The organism is Cohnella sp. GCM10020058 (assembly GCF_042683485.1).
Classification (GTDB): Bacteria; Bacillota; Bacilli; order Paenibacillales; family Paenibacillaceae; genus Cohnella.
On record NZ_JBHUJV010000017.1, the window covers coordinates 181647 to 198634 of the forward strand.

General features: G+C 58.5%; 15 protein-coding genes. All 15 read left to right on the forward strand.

Going from position 1 to position 16988, the window contains the following annotated elements:
- Positions 1 to 63 precede the first annotated feature (63 nt).
- Entirely contained in the window at positions 64 to 930 is an 867-nt protein-coding gene (gene ylqF / locus ACFSR7_RS28275; RefSeq protein ID WP_378167444.1) for a ribosome biogenesis GTPase YlqF, read from the forward strand.
- A 218-nt stretch (positions 931 to 1148) separates the two neighbouring features.
- On the forward strand, positions 1149 to 1796 hold the full coding sequence (locus tag ACFSR7_RS28280) for a ribonuclease HII (RefSeq protein WP_378167446.1): 648 nt from the start codon (positions 1149 to 1151) through the stop codon (positions 1794 to 1796).
- A gap of 84 nt (positions 1797 to 1880) precedes the next feature.
- Positions 1881 to 3701, forward strand: coding sequence for a hypothetical protein (locus ACFSR7_RS28285; RefSeq protein WP_378167448.1), 1821 nt, complete (start codon positions 1881 to 1883; stop codon positions 3699 to 3701).
- A gap of 35 nt (positions 3702 to 3736) precedes the next feature.
- Positions 3737 to 4105, forward strand: a complete 369-nt coding sequence (locus ACFSR7_RS28290; RefSeq protein WP_378167450.1) for an EscU/YscU/HrcU family type III secretion system export apparatus switch protein — start codon at positions 3737 to 3739, stop codon at positions 4103 to 4105.
- Positions 4102 to 4497 carry a YraN family protein gene (locus ACFSR7_RS28295; protein ID WP_378167451.1) on the forward strand — a complete coding sequence of 132 codons (396 nt, stop codon included), beginning with the start codon at positions 4102 to 4104 and terminating at the stop codon, positions 4495 to 4497. Before ACFSR7_RS28290 ends, ACFSR7_RS28295 begins: the two co-directional genes overlap by 4 nt.
- Positions 4498 to 4625: 128 nt before the next feature.
- Positions 4626 to 6194 carry a YifB family Mg chelatase-like AAA ATPase gene (locus ACFSR7_RS28300; RefSeq protein ID WP_378167452.1) on the forward strand — a complete coding sequence of 523 codons (1569 nt, stop codon included), beginning with the start codon at positions 4626 to 4628 and terminating at the stop codon, positions 6192 to 6194.
- Between the two features lie 349 nt (positions 6195 to 6543).
- Positions 6544 to 7704 (forward strand): ADP-forming succinate--CoA ligase subunit beta, encoded by a 1161-nt coding sequence (gene sucC, locus ACFSR7_RS28305; RefSeq protein ID WP_378167454.1) that lies wholly within the window; start codon positions 6544 to 6546, stop codon positions 7702 to 7704.
- Between the two features lie 27 nt (positions 7705 to 7731).
- Positions 7732 to 8658 carry a succinate--CoA ligase subunit alpha gene (sucD, locus tag ACFSR7_RS28310; protein WP_378167456.1) on the forward strand — a complete coding sequence of 309 codons (927 nt, stop codon included), beginning with the start codon at positions 7732 to 7734 and terminating at the stop codon, positions 8656 to 8658.
- 107 nt (positions 8659 to 8765) lie between these two features.
- Positions 8766 to 9860: a DNA-processing protein DprA gene (dprA, locus tag ACFSR7_RS28315; RefSeq protein ID WP_378167458.1), complete on the forward strand. Its 1095-nt coding sequence runs from the start codon at positions 8766 to 8768 to the stop codon at positions 9858 to 9860.
- A 78-nt stretch (positions 9861 to 9938) separates the two neighbouring features.
- The gene (gene topA / locus ACFSR7_RS28320) at positions 9939 to 12035 is read left to right on the forward strand and encodes a type I DNA topoisomerase (RefSeq protein WP_378167460.1); all 2097 of its coding nucleotides are present in this window, start codon (positions 9939 to 9941) and stop codon (positions 12033 to 12035) included.
- Positions 12036 to 12116: 81 nt separating this feature from the next.
- Positions 12117 to 13445: an FADH(2)-oxidizing methylenetetrahydrofolate--tRNA-(uracil(54)-C(5))-methyltransferase TrmFO gene (gene trmFO / locus ACFSR7_RS28325; protein WP_378167462.1), complete on the forward strand. Its 1329-nt coding sequence runs from the start codon at positions 12117 to 12119 to the stop codon at positions 13443 to 13445.
- Positions 13446 to 13584: 139 nt separating this feature from the next.
- Entirely contained in the window at positions 13585 to 14127 is a 543-nt protein-coding gene (hslV, locus tag ACFSR7_RS28330) for an ATP-dependent protease subunit HslV (RefSeq protein WP_378167464.1), read from the forward strand.
- A gap of 23 nt (positions 14128 to 14150) precedes the next feature.
- Positions 14151 to 15545, forward strand: coding sequence for an ATP-dependent protease ATPase subunit HslU (gene hslU, locus ACFSR7_RS28335; RefSeq protein WP_378167466.1), 1395 nt, complete (start codon positions 14151 to 14153; stop codon positions 15543 to 15545).
- A 35-nt stretch (positions 15546 to 15580) separates the two neighbouring features.
- A complete protein-coding gene (gene codY / locus ACFSR7_RS28340; protein WP_378167468.1) occupies positions 15581 to 16348 on the forward strand; it encodes a GTP-sensing pleiotropic transcriptional regulator CodY in 768 nt (255 codons plus the stop codon).
- A gap of 235 nt (positions 16349 to 16583) precedes the next feature.
- Positions 16584 to 16988, forward strand: a complete 405-nt coding sequence (gene flgB, locus ACFSR7_RS28345; protein ID WP_378114821.1) for a flagellar basal body rod protein FlgB — start codon at positions 16584 to 16586, stop codon at positions 16986 to 16988.

Sequence of the window (16988 nt, forward strand, 5' to 3'; positions counted from 1 at the left end):
AGGCTGCGGCAGCCGGGTGGACCGGCGCTACCCCGAGGCGCATACGAGAGGAGGCTGTTTCGTTTGACCATCCAATGGTTCCCCGGTCATATGACCCGGGCCAAAAGGCAAATCGAAGAAAAGCTTAAGCTGATTGACGTCGTATTCGAGCTGCTGGACGCGCGCATACCCGAAGCTAGCCGCAATCCGATGATCGACGAGATCGTCGGCGGCAAGCCGAGGCTTATTTTGCTGAACAAGGCGGACCTGGCCGACCCGGCCGCGAATACGGCTTGGCTCGCGCATTACCAGGCGCTCGGACACAGCGCGCTCCTGATCGACTCGAGCACCGGCACGGGCGTCAAGGATATCGCTGTCCGCGTCCAGGCGCTGCTTAAGGAAAAGACCGACCGGCAGATTGCCAAGGGCCTTAAGCCGAGGCCTGCCCGGGCTTTGATCGTAGGCATACCGAACGTAGGGAAGTCTACGCTGATCAACAAGCTGGCGGGAAGAAGCGCCGCCGTGACCGGCGACAAGCCCGGCGTCACGAAGGGGCAGCAGTGGATCCGTACCGGCGGCGGTCTCGAGCTGCTGGACACGCCCGGCATTTTGTGGCCCAGGTTCGAGGATGCGGACGTCGGCTTCAGGCTGGCCGCAACGGGCGCAATCAAGGAAGAGGTTCTGCACGTCGACGAGGTCGGCTGTACGCTGATCCGTTATCTGGCGGAGCATTACCGGGACACGCTGACCGATCGTTACCATTTGGACGCGCTACCCGCGGAGCTTCCTGACACGGCGGCGGCGGCTGACGTGCTCGCCGATATCGGCAAACGTCGGGGTTGTCTCGGCAGCGGCGGCCACGTGGACTACGACAAGGCTGCGGGCGTCCTGCTGCGCGATCTGCGCTCCGGCAAGCTGGGGCGGATATCGCTCGAGACGCCGGTCATTTAAAGAGAGGCTTGCCGACTTCGGTCGGCGGGCTTTTTTTATTTCCGAGAAGACTGCAGCAAATGCGTTTGCATGGGGGCTTCGGTAGAACCATTGTCAGTAATTGCAGGTTGGGGGTGCTGCAGGCGATGGGGAGCGTTGAAAAACAGTTGCCGGATTGTCGCAGTTGTCGGACAATAGAGGACAGAACGCATACGAACAAAAGCGCATTAAAGGCGGAGATGAATTTGAAAACCGAGCTACCTCTTGAAATCGACAGATTATTGTACGAACGGGACTTGTGGGCGGACGGTATGTCCGCCATCGCCGGCGTGGACGAAGTAGGCAGGGGGTGCTTGTTCGGCGATGTCGTCGCCGCGGCCATCGTGTTGCCGGTCGGCCTGGTGCTTGAAGGAATCGACGACTCCAAGCGGCTGAGCGAAAAAAAGCGGGACGAGCTATACGATATCATCCTCGCGAATGCGGTTGCGTGGTCGGTCGGCCGCGTTGACGCCGCGACGATCGACAGAATCAATATCCGGCAGGCGTCGCGTCTGGCGATGAAGCTGGCGGTAGAGGGGCTTGCGGTCAAGCCGGACCACCTGCTGATCGACGCGGAGACCGTCGAATTGCCGCTACCTCAAACGAAGATTATCAAGGGCGACATGCTCAGCCAATCGATCGGCGCTGCTTCGATCGTCGCCAAGGTAACGCGGGACCGGTTGTGCGATCAAATATGGGATTTGAATTATGCCGGCTACGGAATCAAAGACCACAAGGGCTATGCGACGAAGGTGCATCGGGAGGCGCTGCTCGCGCTCGGTCCCACGCCCCTCCATCGCAGATCGTTTTTAACGAAGTACGTCGCCGAGCAGCAGACGCTGTTTTAACGAATTGACGAGCGGCAGCCGATAAACGGATACATAACCTTCAGTTCTGCCGAGCGCAGACTCGAAGAAGGGAGTTGCGCCAAAATGGACATGAACATCGGTTCTTTGATGCGGGCGTTCATGAAGGACAGCCAGCCGACCGACGTCAAAGCGCTGGAGCTGCGGGTCGGACAGATCGTGCGGGGCGTTCTGATCGAGATGCTGGACGGGCAGGATGCGCTTATGAACATTAACGGCGTCCCTGTCCGGGCCAAGCTCGAGGCTGAAATGTCGGTCGGCCAGAGCACGCTGCTGCAGGTACGTCCGGATTCGTCTTCGGGCTTGGTCTCCTTGCGGCCGCTTGCGGACGTGACGCAGGCCGATGCCGCGGACTTGACGCTGGCCCGCGAAGGCGTCAAGGCTTTCGGCCTGCCCGAGCAGCCGTGGAGCCGGGAGCTGCTCCGCGGGCTTGCGCGGGACGGTTATCCCGTTACGCGCGAGACGGCCGATTGGTTCGCGCAGGCTGCTTCGGCCAAGCCGCCGGGCGCCGATGCGCAGGAGTGGATGAATGCGGCGGGGGTCGCCTTCCGGCGAGGGTTGCAGCCGACGGAGACGACGATCGGCTCTTTAAGACAGGCTTTATACGGCCAGCCGCTGCATGAGCAGCTGTCCGCCCTGGCGGAGCTCGCAGGGCAAGCCGCGGCCGATCCGTCGATCAAGCCGGAGACGGCGGATGCCTCGCGGCGCGTTTTGACGCTGCTGAGGCAGGTGACCGCGCTGGTGGAGGGCCAAGCTGCGGGGGATACGGCGCCGCAGGCTTCCGGCGACAGCGAAACGGCCGGGGGCGGTCGTGCGGCGACCGCGGATGCAACCGCGGGCGTCAGGCCGCAGCCGGACGGCCGCGGCGAATTCGCGGAGCCTGCAAGAACGGCTCGGCAGCCCGAGGGGCGTCAGGACGCGATGGGCCGCGGGAATGTCATGCCGCAAGCGGATCCGGCTGGCGTTCCGGGAGACGCGCCGCGAGTTGCGGAAGCGCCGGGCCGCCGTGCGTCGGATTCGGCGACGGCAGGTTTGCGAGCTACAGGGGCTGCGCCTGATGGAGCGGACGAGGATTCCGGCGCCGTCGGCGGCCGAGCGGAGCCCGGAGCTTCTTCGGGGTCTCCGCGCCCGGCGAACGGCGCCGCCGTCCCGGGCGATCGAACGGCCGGGATGAGCGCGGACAAGGAGCCGTCCTGGATCGGCAAGCTGCTAAACGCGCTGGGCGCAAACCATGAGCATGCGGCGCTCAAAAGTGGCATCTGGAGCGAACTTCAGGCCGGCACGGCAAACGCGGCGGATCAAGCTGCGAACGGGGCGGCTCAGCCGGCGGACTCGTTAAAAAGCGTGTTGCTCGGATTGACCGCGAGCGACGATGTCCCGCCGGCGCTGCGCGAAGCGGCGCAAAATCTCGTCCAGCAAATCACCGGGCAACAGCTGCTGTTGTCCGCAGAACGCCAGAATACGGCGATGATGAGCCATATGACGCTATTCGTTCCGATGAAGGGGCAGGACGGCGAGACGACGGCCAAGGTTCATATCGAAGCGCGGCGCGGGCGGCGCGGCCAGCTGGATGCCGACAATTGCAGACTGCTGTTCGATCTGGACATGCGTCACATGGGACGCACCGTCGTCGACGTACAGGTCGTCGACCGGATGGTCTCGCTTCGCCTGTTGAACGATCAGCCCGGCATGGCGGAGCTGGTCGAGGAAGCCAAGGGAGAGGCCGCGGATGGCCTCAGTTCGGCCGGTTACCGGCTTATGTCCTTGACGGCAGCTCCCTATCCCGAGCGGGTGGCCTCGGAGACGGGCGCGCCAGAATCAAATCAGGCGGCCCCTGGAGGCGCTTATGCCGCCAAGCTTTACAAAGGTATCGATTATCGGGCTTGACGGCCTGCACACGGATACAACAAGGTGGGAAGCGCATGGAGCAGCCGAAGGGTGACGGACGAAAGGCGGGAGGCGCCGATCGTTCCGGCGGAGCTGGAGAGACGGGCGGAGGCGAGCGGTACGTCCCTCGTAAAGCTGTCGCGCTCAAATACAATCCGGAGACAAGGTCCGCGCCTGTCGTTGTAGCCAAAGGCAAAGGCGTCGTTGCGGAAGAGATCATGAAGCGCGCAGTGGAGAACGGCGTGCCCGTCCAAGAAGACGCGTCGCTCGTCGAAGTGCTCTCGAAGCTGGACCTCGAACAGGAGATTCCGCAGGAGCTGTACCAGCTGGTCGCAGAGGTGCTTAGCTTTGTTTACCGCTCGGACAAGCGGGCCTCCCAGAGGAATAGGGGGCAGTCAAATTGAAGCGGGAACCGGGGGCGGGCATTCGGAAGACGGACCTTCGCAAAATGCGCGGCGATCGTGCCGAGGCGGAAGCGGCTGCTTTTTTGGAACGTTTGGGTTATCGTATACGCGAGCGAAACTGGCGCTGCCGGACCGGCGAGCTGGATATCGTCGCGTCGGACGGGGACGTTACCGTGATCGTAGAAGTCCGTTCGCGCAGGGAAAACGGCCGGTTCGGCACGGCGATCGAGGCGGTCACGCCGCGCAAATGCATGCAGGTTCGCGCGACGGCCCAGGTGTATTTGCGCTTCGCAGGACTTGAGGGGGGCCGGATGAGATTCGACGTCGTGGCGGTAACGTACGACGGGACGGATCAGATTACGGAAGTGCGGCATTTGACCGGCGCATTTTGAAGGCTGCGATTGACAAGCGGCGCGCATGTCATTAGACTATGCGGTAAGGAAATAAAATGGATACGGATTGCAGGGAAGCACCTTGCTCCGGCGACGAATTTACGTTGCGGAGGGAAGGTGTATTTTTTATGTACTGCAAGCTATTGAGCGCGATCGTACTGGGCGTTGAAGGCAGGCTGATCGAAGTGGAGGTGGACATCGCCGCCGGTTTGCCTCAAGTCAACGTGGTCGGCTTGCCCGATCCGGCCGTCCGCGAATCGATCGACCGTGCGCGGGCAGCCATTCAGAACGCCGGAATGAAGTTTCCGCTGGATCGCATTACGGTCAATCTGGCGCCGGCGGACATGCGCAAGCAAGGGAGTGCGTTCGATCTGGCGATCGCGGCAGGCATTCTTTGCGCGAGCGGTCAGATGCGGCAGGACGAGCTTGACGGCGCTTTGATCATCGGCGAATTGTCGCTGAACGGAGAAGTGAAGGCGGTTCCGGGCGTGCTTGCAATGGCGGAGAGGGCCCGGTCGGCGGGATTGCGGCGCGTATTCGTGCCGCCGGCGAGTGCGCGCGAGGCCGGATTGATCGAAGGCATCGAGGTCCAGTCCGTCTCGTCGCTGGCGGATTGGATTCGCGGCCGGGGCGGGACGGATGCGATCGCACATGCCGCGATCGATTCGGAGCCGATAAGCGGACCCGCCTCGGGCGTTCCGCTCGATTTGGAGGACGTCGCCGGTCAGCTGCATGGCAAGCGGGCGCTACTTATCGCGGCAGCCGGCATGCACAATCTGCTTTTTCTCGGACCGCCGGGCACGGGCAAGACGATGCTTTGCAGGAGGCTGCCATCGCTGCTGCCGCCGCTTGTGGACGAAGAGGCGCTTGAGGTTACCAAAATATATAGCGTAAGCGGGAAGTTTCCGGCGGCGCGCGCCGGCTTGATTCGGGAACGCCCTTTCCGAGCGCCGCATCATACGATATCGACCTCCGGCTTGATCGGAGGGGGACCTGTGCCCAAGCCCGGCGAGGTCACGCTCGCGCACCGGGGCGTGCTGTTTTTGGACGAATTGCCCGAATTCGGAAGAGGCGCGCTCGAGTCGCTCCGCCAGCCGCTCGAGGATCGTCATGTGACGATCGGACGGGCGCGCGGCGTGACGCGCTTTCCCGCAAGCTTCATGCTGGCCGCGGCGATGAATCCATGCGCGTGCGGTTACTTTGGCGGCGATCAGAGCGAGCATCCATGCACCTGTTCGGTCGGCTCGCTAGCCCGATATCGCGCAAGGATGTCGGGGCCGCTGGCAGACCGGATCGATCTCCAGGTCGAGATCCCGAGGCAGCCTGTCAGCTTCGGCGGGGGCGGGATGTCATCCGCAGACGCGAGAGATAGAATAAGCGTCGCCTATGAAAGGCAGCAAAGCCGCTATGCCGAAGCCGGCATCCGCTGGAACAGTGAGCTCTCAGGACGGCTGCTGGCCGCACATGTTCGGCTTGCGGGCGACGCGGAGGCGCTGCTGACCAGTATTTACAGCAGGCTTGGGCTTAGCTACCGGGCTCATGACCGTATCTTAAAGCTGTCACGAACGATCGCGGATCTGGAAGACAGCGACGCGGTGGGACTCGAGCATGTCGCAGAGGCGGTTCAGTATCGCGCGCTGGACAGGCAAGTGCCCGGCTATGAATTTGGCGCAACGCGCGAATCGCCGGGCACATAAGGAGGCAGCCGGAGAAAATCGCCTTCTCAAGACGAAGAGCGATGGCTTGCTCGTTAGGACGCAGAGTGCTGACAAGGATGCACGAATCTAAGCGGAAAACGTCTTCTTCTGCTATGGCGGGCAATAGGCAAAAGCGATGAATACAGTGCCTGCGTATTGGGCTATGTTAAGGAAAGTGTGGGCCGTTCATTCTCCTTTTTAGATGAAATCGTTGCCAAAGTCATCTAAAAATTTGATGAAAAACAGAGGAACGCCAAGTCGAAAAGTGATACAATGGGTAAGGTTTGGTGCTTGTACGAAGCGCCTACAAGGTTGTTATGATGCGTTTTAAACGGGAGGATGCAGGGCCATGAATATTCATGAGTATCAAGGCAAGGAAGTCTTGAGACAGTACGGCGTCGCCGTACCTCGCGGGAAGGTCGCGTTTACGGTCGACGAAGCGGTCAAGGCTGCCGAAGAGCTCGGCACGGCCGTCTCGGTCGTCAAAGCGCAAATTCATGCCGGCGGACGCGGCAAGGCCGGCGGTGTAAAGGTAGCCAAAAACCTGGACGAAGTTCGCCAATATGCCTCCGACATTCTCGGCAAGGTTCTGGTCACGCACCAGACCGGTCCGGAAGGCAAGGAAGTCAAACGCCTGCTGATCGAGGAAGGCTGCGACATTAAGAAGGAATATTACGTGGGCCTCGTTGTCGACCGCGGCACGGGACGCGTCGTTCTGATGGCTTCCGAAGAAGGCGGCACGGAGATCGAAGAAGTCGCCGCGCACTCCCCTGAGAAAATTATCAAGGAAATCGTCGATCCGGCGATCGGCCTTCAGACGTTCCAGGCCCGCCGCATCGCCTACGCTATCAATATTCCGAACGAGCTCGTGAACAAGGCGGCGAAGTTCATGTTGTCGCTGTACCAGGCGTTCGTGGACAAGGATTGCTCCATTGCCGAGATCAATCCGCTCGTCGTTACCGGCGGCGGCGACGTCATGGCGCTCGACGCCAAGCTGAATTTCGATTCCAACGCGCTGTTCCGCCACAAGGATATCCTGGAGCTTCGCGACCTGGACGAAGAAGACGAAAAGGAAATCCAAGCTTCCAAATTCGATCTGTCCTATATCGCGCTTGACGGCAACATCGGTTGCATGGTCAACGGCGCGGGCCTTGCTATGGCCACGATGGACATTATCAAATATTTCGGAGGCGAGCCGGCCAACTTCCTCGACGTCGGCGGCGGCGCGACGAAAGAAAAAGTAACCGAAGCGTTCAAGATCATTTTGTCCGACGCGAACGTTAAGGGAATCTTCGTCAACATCTTCGGCGGCATCATGAAGTGCGACATCATTGCCGAGGGCGTCGTTGCCGCTGCGCGCGAGCTGGGACTCGACAAGCCGCTCGTCGTTCGCCTCGAAGGCACGAACGTCAAGCTCGGCAAGGAAATTTTGAACAACTCCGGCCTCAATATCGTGGCCGCGGATTCGATGTCGGACGGCGCTCAGAAGATCGTCGCGCTGGTGAAATAATCAGGGAGAACCGGGGAGTGTGAAGTCATGAGCATCTTGATCGATAAAAATACGAAGGTCATTACCCAAGGCATCACGGGGGCGACTGGCGCGTTCCACGCCAAGGGCGCACTCGAATACGGCACGCAAATGGTCGGCGGCGTTACGCCGGGCAAGGGCGGCCAAACGATCGATTTCGATCTGGAGAACGGCACGAAGGTAACGCTGCCCATTTTTAACACGGTTCGCGAAGCCGTTGCCAAGACGGGCGCAACCGCATCCGTCATTTACGTCGCGCCTCCGTTCGCCGCCGATTCGATCATCGAAGCGGTCGACGCGGAGCTCGACCTTGTCATCTGTATCACCGAAGGCATCCCGGTGCTCGACATGGTTAAGGTCAAGCGCTACATGGAAGGCAAGAAGACTCGCCTGATCGGTCCTAACTGCCCCGGCGTCATTACGCCGGACGAGATCAAGATCGGCATTATGCCTGGCTATATTCACAAAAAGGGCCACGTCGGCGTCGTATCCCGTTCGGGCACGCTGACGTACGAAGCCGTTCATCAATTGACGACGCGCGGCATCGGCCAGTCTTCCGCAGTCGGCATCGGCGGCGACCCGGTCAAAGGCTCCGAGTTCATCGATATTTTGAACCTGTTCAATGAAGACCCGGACACTTATGCGGTCATCATGATCGGCGAGATCGGCGGCACGGCAGAAGAAGAAGCGGCAGAATGGGTCAAGGCCAACATGACCAAGCCTGTCGTGGGCTTCATCGGCGGCGCGACGGCGCCTGCAGGCAAGCGCATGGGCCACGCCGGCGCGATCATTTCCGGCGGCAAGGGTACCGCTGCCGAGAAGATCAAAGTGCTTGAAGAGTGCGGCATTCGCGTTGCGCCGACGCCTTCCGACATGGGCGCGACTTTGGTCGCGGTTCTTGAAGAGCGCGGCATGCTGGAAAAGTGCAAGAACTAACATTTAGACAAAATACGTGATTTTTCGGATGGCAGGCAGCCTTCCGCGCTCCCGACGGAGCGTGGAGGGCTGTTTGTTTTTTTGAAAAACGGAAAGGTTGTGTCCGGATGCTCGAGCAGCTGCGAGATACGCTGGCGGCGCTTCACGAGACGGAAGGCGTCGGCTGGGAAACGATCAACACGATTATGGCAAAGGACGGCTTGAAGGGCGCAGCGCTGCGAAGGCCCGCCGAATGGAGGGAAATGGGGCTTTCCGCAAGAAGAGCCGAGGCGATTGTCGCAAGCTTGGATAGCCGTCGAATGGAACGTCGCCGCGCCAGATGGGATAAAACCGGGCTTTCCGTCGTGACGGAAATGGATCCGGACTATCCCGATTTGCTTCGGCATATTTACAGACCGCCTTGGGTGCTCTATTATATTGGACGATTGGAATTGCTTGCTAGACCGCAGATCGCCGTCGTCGGGACCCGGCAAGCGACGATTTACGGCAAGCGCGCTGCAGAGGATTTGTCCGCCGCATTCAGCCACGCCGGACTCGCAGTCACAAGCGGAATGGCCAAGGGCATCGACGCCGCCGCCCATGCCGGCGCGCTTCGCGGCAGCGGCGGGACGGTAGCCGTGCTCGGCTCGCCCGCCGATGTGGTATACCCGCCGGAAAATCGCCTGCTCTACAGGCGCATCGCGGAAGAAGGCTTAATCGTTTCGATGACGCCGCCGGACGTACCGATTCATCCCGGCATGTTTCCGATGCGCAATCGGGTTATCGCGGGTTTGTCGCTCGGCGTCGTCGTAGTGGAAGCGGCGTCGCGCAGCGGAGCATTGCTCACGGCGAACGAAGCGATCAAGGAAAATCGCGACGTCTTTGCGGTGCCGGGTCCGATCAGCTCGCCGAGAAGCCGCGGCGCGCTTGAGCTGCTTCGCGACGGAGCGGCCGCCCAAGTGCTTGAAGCGGAGGATGTGATCAAGCATTACCGCCGCTATCTTGGCGGCGTCCGGATCCCGGAAATGCCTTCGTACAGCATGCCCGAGCTCACGGAACAAGAAGCGCGAATATTCCGTCTGCTGGCCGACGGGCCGGCTTCCGCGGAGGAACTATGCCATCGCAGCGGCCTCACGTTTGGACTTTTACACGCGGTTCTGATATCTTTACAAATAAAGCAACGAATACACCAGCAACCCGGTTCCGTATATATCGCCCTGTGAGCGCCCCGTCGATCCCGGATTTCAAACGGACGACGGACCGGCCAAGGGCCCGTTGACCGTAGGAGAGGAGGTTTTGACGTGGCGGATTCACTTGTCATCGTAGAATCCCCGGCCAAGGCCAAGACGATCGGCAAATATTTAGGCAGCAAGTATATCGTCAAGGCATCCATGGGGCACATCCGCGATTTACCGAAAAGCCAAATCGGCGTGGAAGTGGAAAACGATTTTCAACCGAAATATATAACGATCAGAGGCAAAGGAAGCATCCTCAAAGAGCTCAAGGACGCCAGCAAGCGGGTCAAGCGCGTCTATCTCGCGGCCGACCCCGATCGCGAAGGCGAAGCGATCGCGTGGCATCTTGCCCACTATTTGGAGTTGAACGAAAAGGACGCTTGCCGCGTCGTATTTAATGAAATAACGAAGCAGGCCGTCAAGGACGCATTCAAGACGCCTCGCCCGATTAACATGGATCTTGTCAACGCTCAACAAGCCCGGCGCGTGCTCGATCGCCTGGTCGGTTACAAGATCAGCCCGCTTCTATGGAAAAAAGTGAAGAAGGGCTTGAGCGCGGGCCGCGTACAATCCGTTGCGGTCAAGCTGATCATGGACCGTGAAAACGAAATCAAAGTGTTCGAGCCCGTCGAATATTGGAGCATCACCGCTCACTTGAAGCAGGGGGCGTCCGCATTCGAAGCGAAGTTCCATTCGCTGGCCGGCGACAAAAGCGAACTTCACACGGAAGCCGACGTGAACAAGGTTCTTGAAAAAGTCGGCAACAACCCCTTTATCGTTGGCGAGATCAAGGAAAAGGAAAGGCAGCGCAACCCTTCGCCGCCTTTTATTACGAGCTCCTTGCAGCAGGAGGCGGCGCGCAAGCTGAACTTCCGCGCTTCCAAAACGATGCAGGTGGCGCAGCAGCTATACGAAGGCGTCGACCTGGGCGCTGAAGGCACGGTAGGTCTTATTACGTACATGCGTACGGATTCGACGCGTATCTCGCCGATCGCCCAAGAGGAAGCCAAAGGCTTTATCGAAGAAAAATACGGCGCGAGCTTTTATCCGGAAACGCCTCGCGTTTATTTGAAAAAGAATGCCAACGCACAAGATGCGCATGAGGCGATCAGGCCGACATCTGTACTGCGAACGCCGGAAGAGGTCAAGCAGTATCTGTCCCGTGATCAGCTTCGGCTTTACAAGCTCGTATGGGAGCGCTTCGTCGCGAGCCAGATGTCTTCCGCCGTGCTCGACACGATGACGGTCGATCTGATCAGCGGCGAGGCGACATTCCGCGCGGCGGGCTCCAAGCTCAAATTCGCCGGCTTTATGAAGGTATATGTCGAAGGCAGCGATGACGACACGCCTGACGAAGAGCGACTGTTGCCTGCCCTTACGACCGGCGACAAGGTAAAGACGGAGTCTGTCGATCCCAAGCAGCACTTTACGCAGCCGCCTCCGCGATACACCGAAGCGCGTCTGGTAAGATCGCTCGAGGAACTCGGCATCGGACGGCCAAGCACATACGCGCCGACGCTGGAGACGATCCAAAAGCGCAACTATGTGGCCATCGAAGAGAAGAAGTTTTTCCCGACCGAGCTCGGCGAGTTAGTCATTCAGCTTATGGAAGAATTTTTCCCGGAGATTCTGGATGCCGAGTTCACGGCGCATATGGAAGGCGACCTCGACCATGTCGAGGACGGCAAGGAAGATTGGGTCGACGTCATCGGCGAGTTTTACAAGTCGTTCGAGAAGCGGCTTGAAGTGGCCGAAGAGGAAATGAAGGAAATCGAGATTAAGGATGAGCCCTCGGACGAAATCTGCGAAAAATGCGGCAGTCAGATGGTTTACAAGATGGGCAGATTCGGCAAGTTTCTCGCTTGCTCCGGATTTCCCGAATGCCGCAATACCAAGCCGATCGTCAAGGCGACGGGCGTCACTTGTCCGAAGTGCAAGAGCGGCCAGGTCGTAGAGCGGCGAAGCAAAAAGGGACGGATGTTCTACGGCTGCGACAAATATCCGGAATGCGACTTTGTTTCTTGGGACAAACCGGTGCCGAAGCCTTGTCCGGATTGCGGCGGCATGATGGTGGAGAAGCGCGTGCGCGGCCAGACCGAATGGCACTGCACCGCATGCACCCATCAGGAGGAAGCCGCGGAACTCGAAGAAGCGTTCGACTAAAATGGCGGCTCCCGGGATCGCAAGCGCGCCTTGCCGGTTGCGGGAGCCGAATTGTATTTGCAGCGCAGGAGGTCTATGATCGTGAATTCATATCCAGCCGTAACCGTCGTCGGGGCGGGACTCGCCGGCAGCGAAGCGGCCTGGCAGATCGCTTCTCAAGGCGTGCCGGTCAAGCTTTACGAGATGAGGCCCGTACGCAAGACGCCGGCGCACCATACCGACCGGTTTGCCGAACTCGTATGCAGCAATAGCTTAAGAGCCAATGGCCTGACCAATGCGGTCGGCGTACTTAAAGAAGAAATGCGACTTTTGCAATCTTTAATTTTATCCGCGGCGGATCGTCATGCAGTGCCGGCAGGCGGCGCGCTTGCCGTAGACCGCGAAGGCTTTTCGGGCGAAGTGACGAGTCGTTTGCGCGAGCACCCGCTTGTCACGGTCGTCAACGAAGAACTGTCCGCCATTCCGCAGGACGAGATCGTCGTTATCGCAACCGGACCTTTGACTTCTCCGGAGCTGTCCGCGCAGATCAAGGACTTGTTCGGCGAGGAGTATTTTTATTTTTACGATGCTGCAGCGCCGATCGTGGAGAAAGACTCGATAGATATGGACAAGGTGTTCCTGGCTTCGCGATACGACAAAGGCGAAGCGGCGTATTTGAACTGTCCGATGTCGGAGGAGCAGTTTGACGCATTTTACGAGGCGCTCACGACCGCCGAGACGGCCGAAATTAAAGACTTCGAGAAGGAAATGTACTTCGAAGGCTGCATGCCGATCGAAGTGATGGCGGGCCGAGGCAAACAGACGGTACTGTTCGGACCGATGAAACCGGTAGGTCTGGTCGATCCGCGTACCGGCAAACTGCCGCATGCGGTCATTCAACTGAGGCAGGATAATGCCGCCGGTACGCTGTTCAATCTTGTCGGCTTCCAGACCCATCTCAAATGGGGCGAACAGAAACGCGTATTCTCGCTCATCCCCGGCCTGGAAAAAGCCGAGTTCGTGCGTTTTGGCGTCATGCACCGCAACACGTTTATCAACTCGCCGAAGCTATTGCGTCCCACCTATCAATATCGGGAACGGGAGACGCTCTTCTTCGCGGGTCAGATGACCGGCGTAGAAGGTTACGTCGAATCGGCCGCTTCTGGCCTGATCGCCGGGTTGAACGCAGGCCGGCTCGCACGCGGTCTGGACCCGGTAACGCTGCCCGAGCACACGACGCTTGGCAGCATGGCGCAATATATTACGACGGCCGATTTCCGCCATTTCCAGCCGATGAACGCGAACTTCGGGTTGTTTCCGCCGCTGGGCAGGAAGGTCAAGAGCAAAAAAGAGAAAAATGAAGCGATCGCGGAACGCGCGCTCGAGGCGGTTCGTGCTTTTGCCGAGGAATCGCGGTTCGTCGGCACTTAGGCAATAGGCAGTCGAAGCAGCGGCAGCGCATTCATAGCTAGCCGCTTCTTTGGCGCAAAACATATCGATTCCAGCAGGCAGTCAACGTCGGACCATAGGCAAGGCAAGTGTTCAACCGATGAAAGAGGGAGGAATAAGCATGGACGCAACTTTTCACGCCACAACGATCTGCGCCGTCCGTCATAACGGAAAAGGCGCGATCGCAGGAGATGGCCAGGTCACGTTCGGCAACAGCATGGTAATGAAGGCTTCCGCGAAAAAGGTACGTCGGCTGTACCGTGGACAGGTGCTTGCGGGCTTCGCGGGCTCGGTCGCGGACGCCATCACACTGTTTGAAAAGTTCGAAGGCAAGCTGGAGGAGCACCACGGCAATTTGCAGCGCGCTGCAGTAGAGCTTGCCAAGGACTGGCGTTCGGATCGCGTACTACGGCGTCTGGAGGCGATGCTCCTCGTTGTCGACGCCACGGGCATGCTGCTCCTGTCCGGGAACGGAGAGGTTATCGAGCCGGACGACGGGATCCTCGCGATCGGATCCGGCGGCAGCTTCGCCTTATCCGCAGCTCGGGCATTAAAGCGTCATGCGCCGCAAATGACGGCTGCCGAGATTGCGAGAAACTCGCTGCAGATCGCTTCCGAGATTTGCGTATTTACGAACGACAACCTCATCGTCGAAGAAATTTGAATCGGATAAGTGGAGGGATAGCGATGAACGATCAACTCACCCCGCGGCAGATCGTAGCCGAGCTGGATAAATACATTGTCGGTCAGAAGCCCGCGAAGCGTTCGGTAGCCGTCGCGCTGCGCAACCGGTACCGCCGCAGCAGACTCCCTGACGAGCTGCGAGACGAGGTCGTGCCCAAAAATATTTTGATGATCGGACCTACCGGCGTCGGGAAGACGGAAATCGCCCGCAGGCTTGCGAAGCTCGTGCATGCGCCTTTCATTAAGCTTGAAGCGACGAAGTTTACCGAGGTCGGCTATGTGGGACGGGACGTCGAGTCGATGATTCGGGACCTCGTCGAAACGTCGATCCGCATGGTAAAGGAAGAGCGGACGGAAAAAGTCAAGGACAAGGCGGTTCGCGCCGCTAACGAGCGGCTGGCCGCCTTGCTCGCGCCATCCCCGTCCAAGGCGAAAACGCAGCGCAATCCGCTGGAGATGTTGTTCGGCGGCAATGCGAACGCGCAGGCGGAGGAGCCGGACCCGGTCGATCCCGATCTTGCATCCAAACGTTCCGATATCCTGTCCAAGATTGAAGACGGGAAGCTGGAAAACGAGCTCGTCGAAGTCGAAGTGGAAGACCAAACGCCTTCGATGATGGATCTCTTTTCGGGGCCCGGACAAGAGCAAATGGGTCAGAACATGCAGGAAATGCTGAGCCAGTTTATGCCTAAGAAGCGTAAAAAGCGCAAGCTGTCCGTTCGAGACGCACGCAAGCTGCTCGTGCAGGAAGAGGCGGGCAAGCTGATCGATATGGACGAGGTCGTTTCTGAATCGGTTCGCCGCGCGGAGCAGTCGGGCATTATTTTCCTGGACGAAATCGATAAAATTGCAAGCAACGGTCGGGGCCAGGGGCCCGATGTGTCGCGAGAAGGCGTGCAGCGCGATATTTTGCCTATCGTAGAGGGCTCGACCGTCGTGACCAAATACGGTCCCGTTAAAACGGATTATATTTTATTTATCGCAGCGGGCGCGTTTCATGTCGCGAAGCCGTCCGATCTTATCCCGGAGCTGCAAGGGCGTTTTCCGATCCGTGTCGAGCTCAGCAGCCTGACTGACGAAGATTTTGTGCGGATCTTGACGGAGCCGGAAAACGCCTTGACGAAACAGTATGCGGCGCTGCTGCGTACCGAAGGCATCGAAGTCGAGTTCACCGCCGAGGCGATCTCGGAGCTGGCGAACATGGCGCAAGACGTAAACCGCAATACAGAGAATATCGGCGCACGCCGCCTCCATACGCTGCTGGAGAAGCTGCTGGAGGATTTGTCGTTCGAAGCGCCGGAGCTTCAGCTGGAGCGGCTGGAAATTACGCCCGAGTACGTGCGGGAGAAGCTCGGCACGATTGCCAGCAACCGAGATTTAAGCCAATATATTTTGTAAAAGCCGTTGCTTAAGTCAGGCAGGAGGAAGCAGTCATGACGCTGTTGGAAAAGACCCGTACGCTTAACGCGCTGCTGCAGAAGGCTGCGGGCAAATCGCTAAGCTTTCGCGAAATGGCGGAAGGCTTGCGGGAGACGCTTACGGGCGGCGTATTCGTCGTCAGCAGGCGCGGAAAAATATTGGGCGCCGCTCTGCCTTCCTATTTCCAGGATTGGATGTTGAAGCAGGAAGGACAGGATGAGTACCGTTTTCCGAATGAAACGAACGCAAGGCTGCTGCGAATTGACGCGACAGCCGTCGACGTCGATAGCCAATCTCTCCTGGCTCCCGTCGATGCCGCATTCGCGGGGACGAATGTAACAATTGTGCCAATTATTGGAGGGGGAGACCGATTAGGGACTATAGTCCTTGCCCGCGAAAGCGGGCCATTCGGAGACGATAATCTCATTCTCGCGGAGTACGGTTCTACGATTATCGGCATGGAAATCTTGCGTGAAAGAGCCGAAGAGGCCGAGCTGGAATCACGGAGCAAGACGGTCGTCGCGATTGCGGTAAGCTCGCTATCGTTCAGCGAACTGGAGGCCGTCGATCAGATTTTTGAGGAATTAGAAGGAAAAGAAGGCCTCCTCGTCGCTTCGAAAATTGCGGATCGTGCGGGGATCACGCGCTCGGTCATCGTTAACGCGCTGCGCAAGCTGGAGAGCGCCGGCGTCATCGAGACGCGTTCGCTCGGCATGAAAGGGACATATATTCGCATTATGAACCCAAAACTGCTTCCGGAATTGGCGTCCAGGAAATCCTGAAATATCCATATTTGGCGTATTTAAGCCCTAATCTTCTTCGTGAAGATTAGGGCTTTTTTCTTATTGTCAGAATAGGGCTACTCGTAGATGATAATTTTAGAAATTTTTAATCTCCTATATATCGACTTTTTTCCACGCCATGTGAAGACTTTGTCGAAAAAAAAGAGGATTTTGGAATTGCAGGACGAAGTTATTATTAGAGAAGTGATAGATTTTTAATAAAGGGGGTAGAGACATGGATTTGCTGAGCGGCGTCAGCTACCAGCGGCTCGAAGGCGCATTGCACGCGGCTTCGTTAAGACAAAGCGTTCTGCAAAACAATGTGGCCAATGTCGATACGCCTAATTTTAAACGGTCGGACGTTCAATTCGAGCAGTTGCTCAGTCAGGCGATGAACGGCGGCAATTCGACATTAATCGGGAAACGAACAGACGCGAGGCATATCGCGATCGGCGCTTCGGGCTCGATTCCGGACGCGCAGGTGCTGTCAGATAAGACAACAGTGTTTAACAACAGCGGCAACAACGTGGATATCGACAGCGAGATGACGAAGCTAGCCGAAAACCAATTGCGCTATAACTTATATATTCAACAACTGAACCATGATGTTAAGATGATGCGCACAGGAATGGGTAAATAA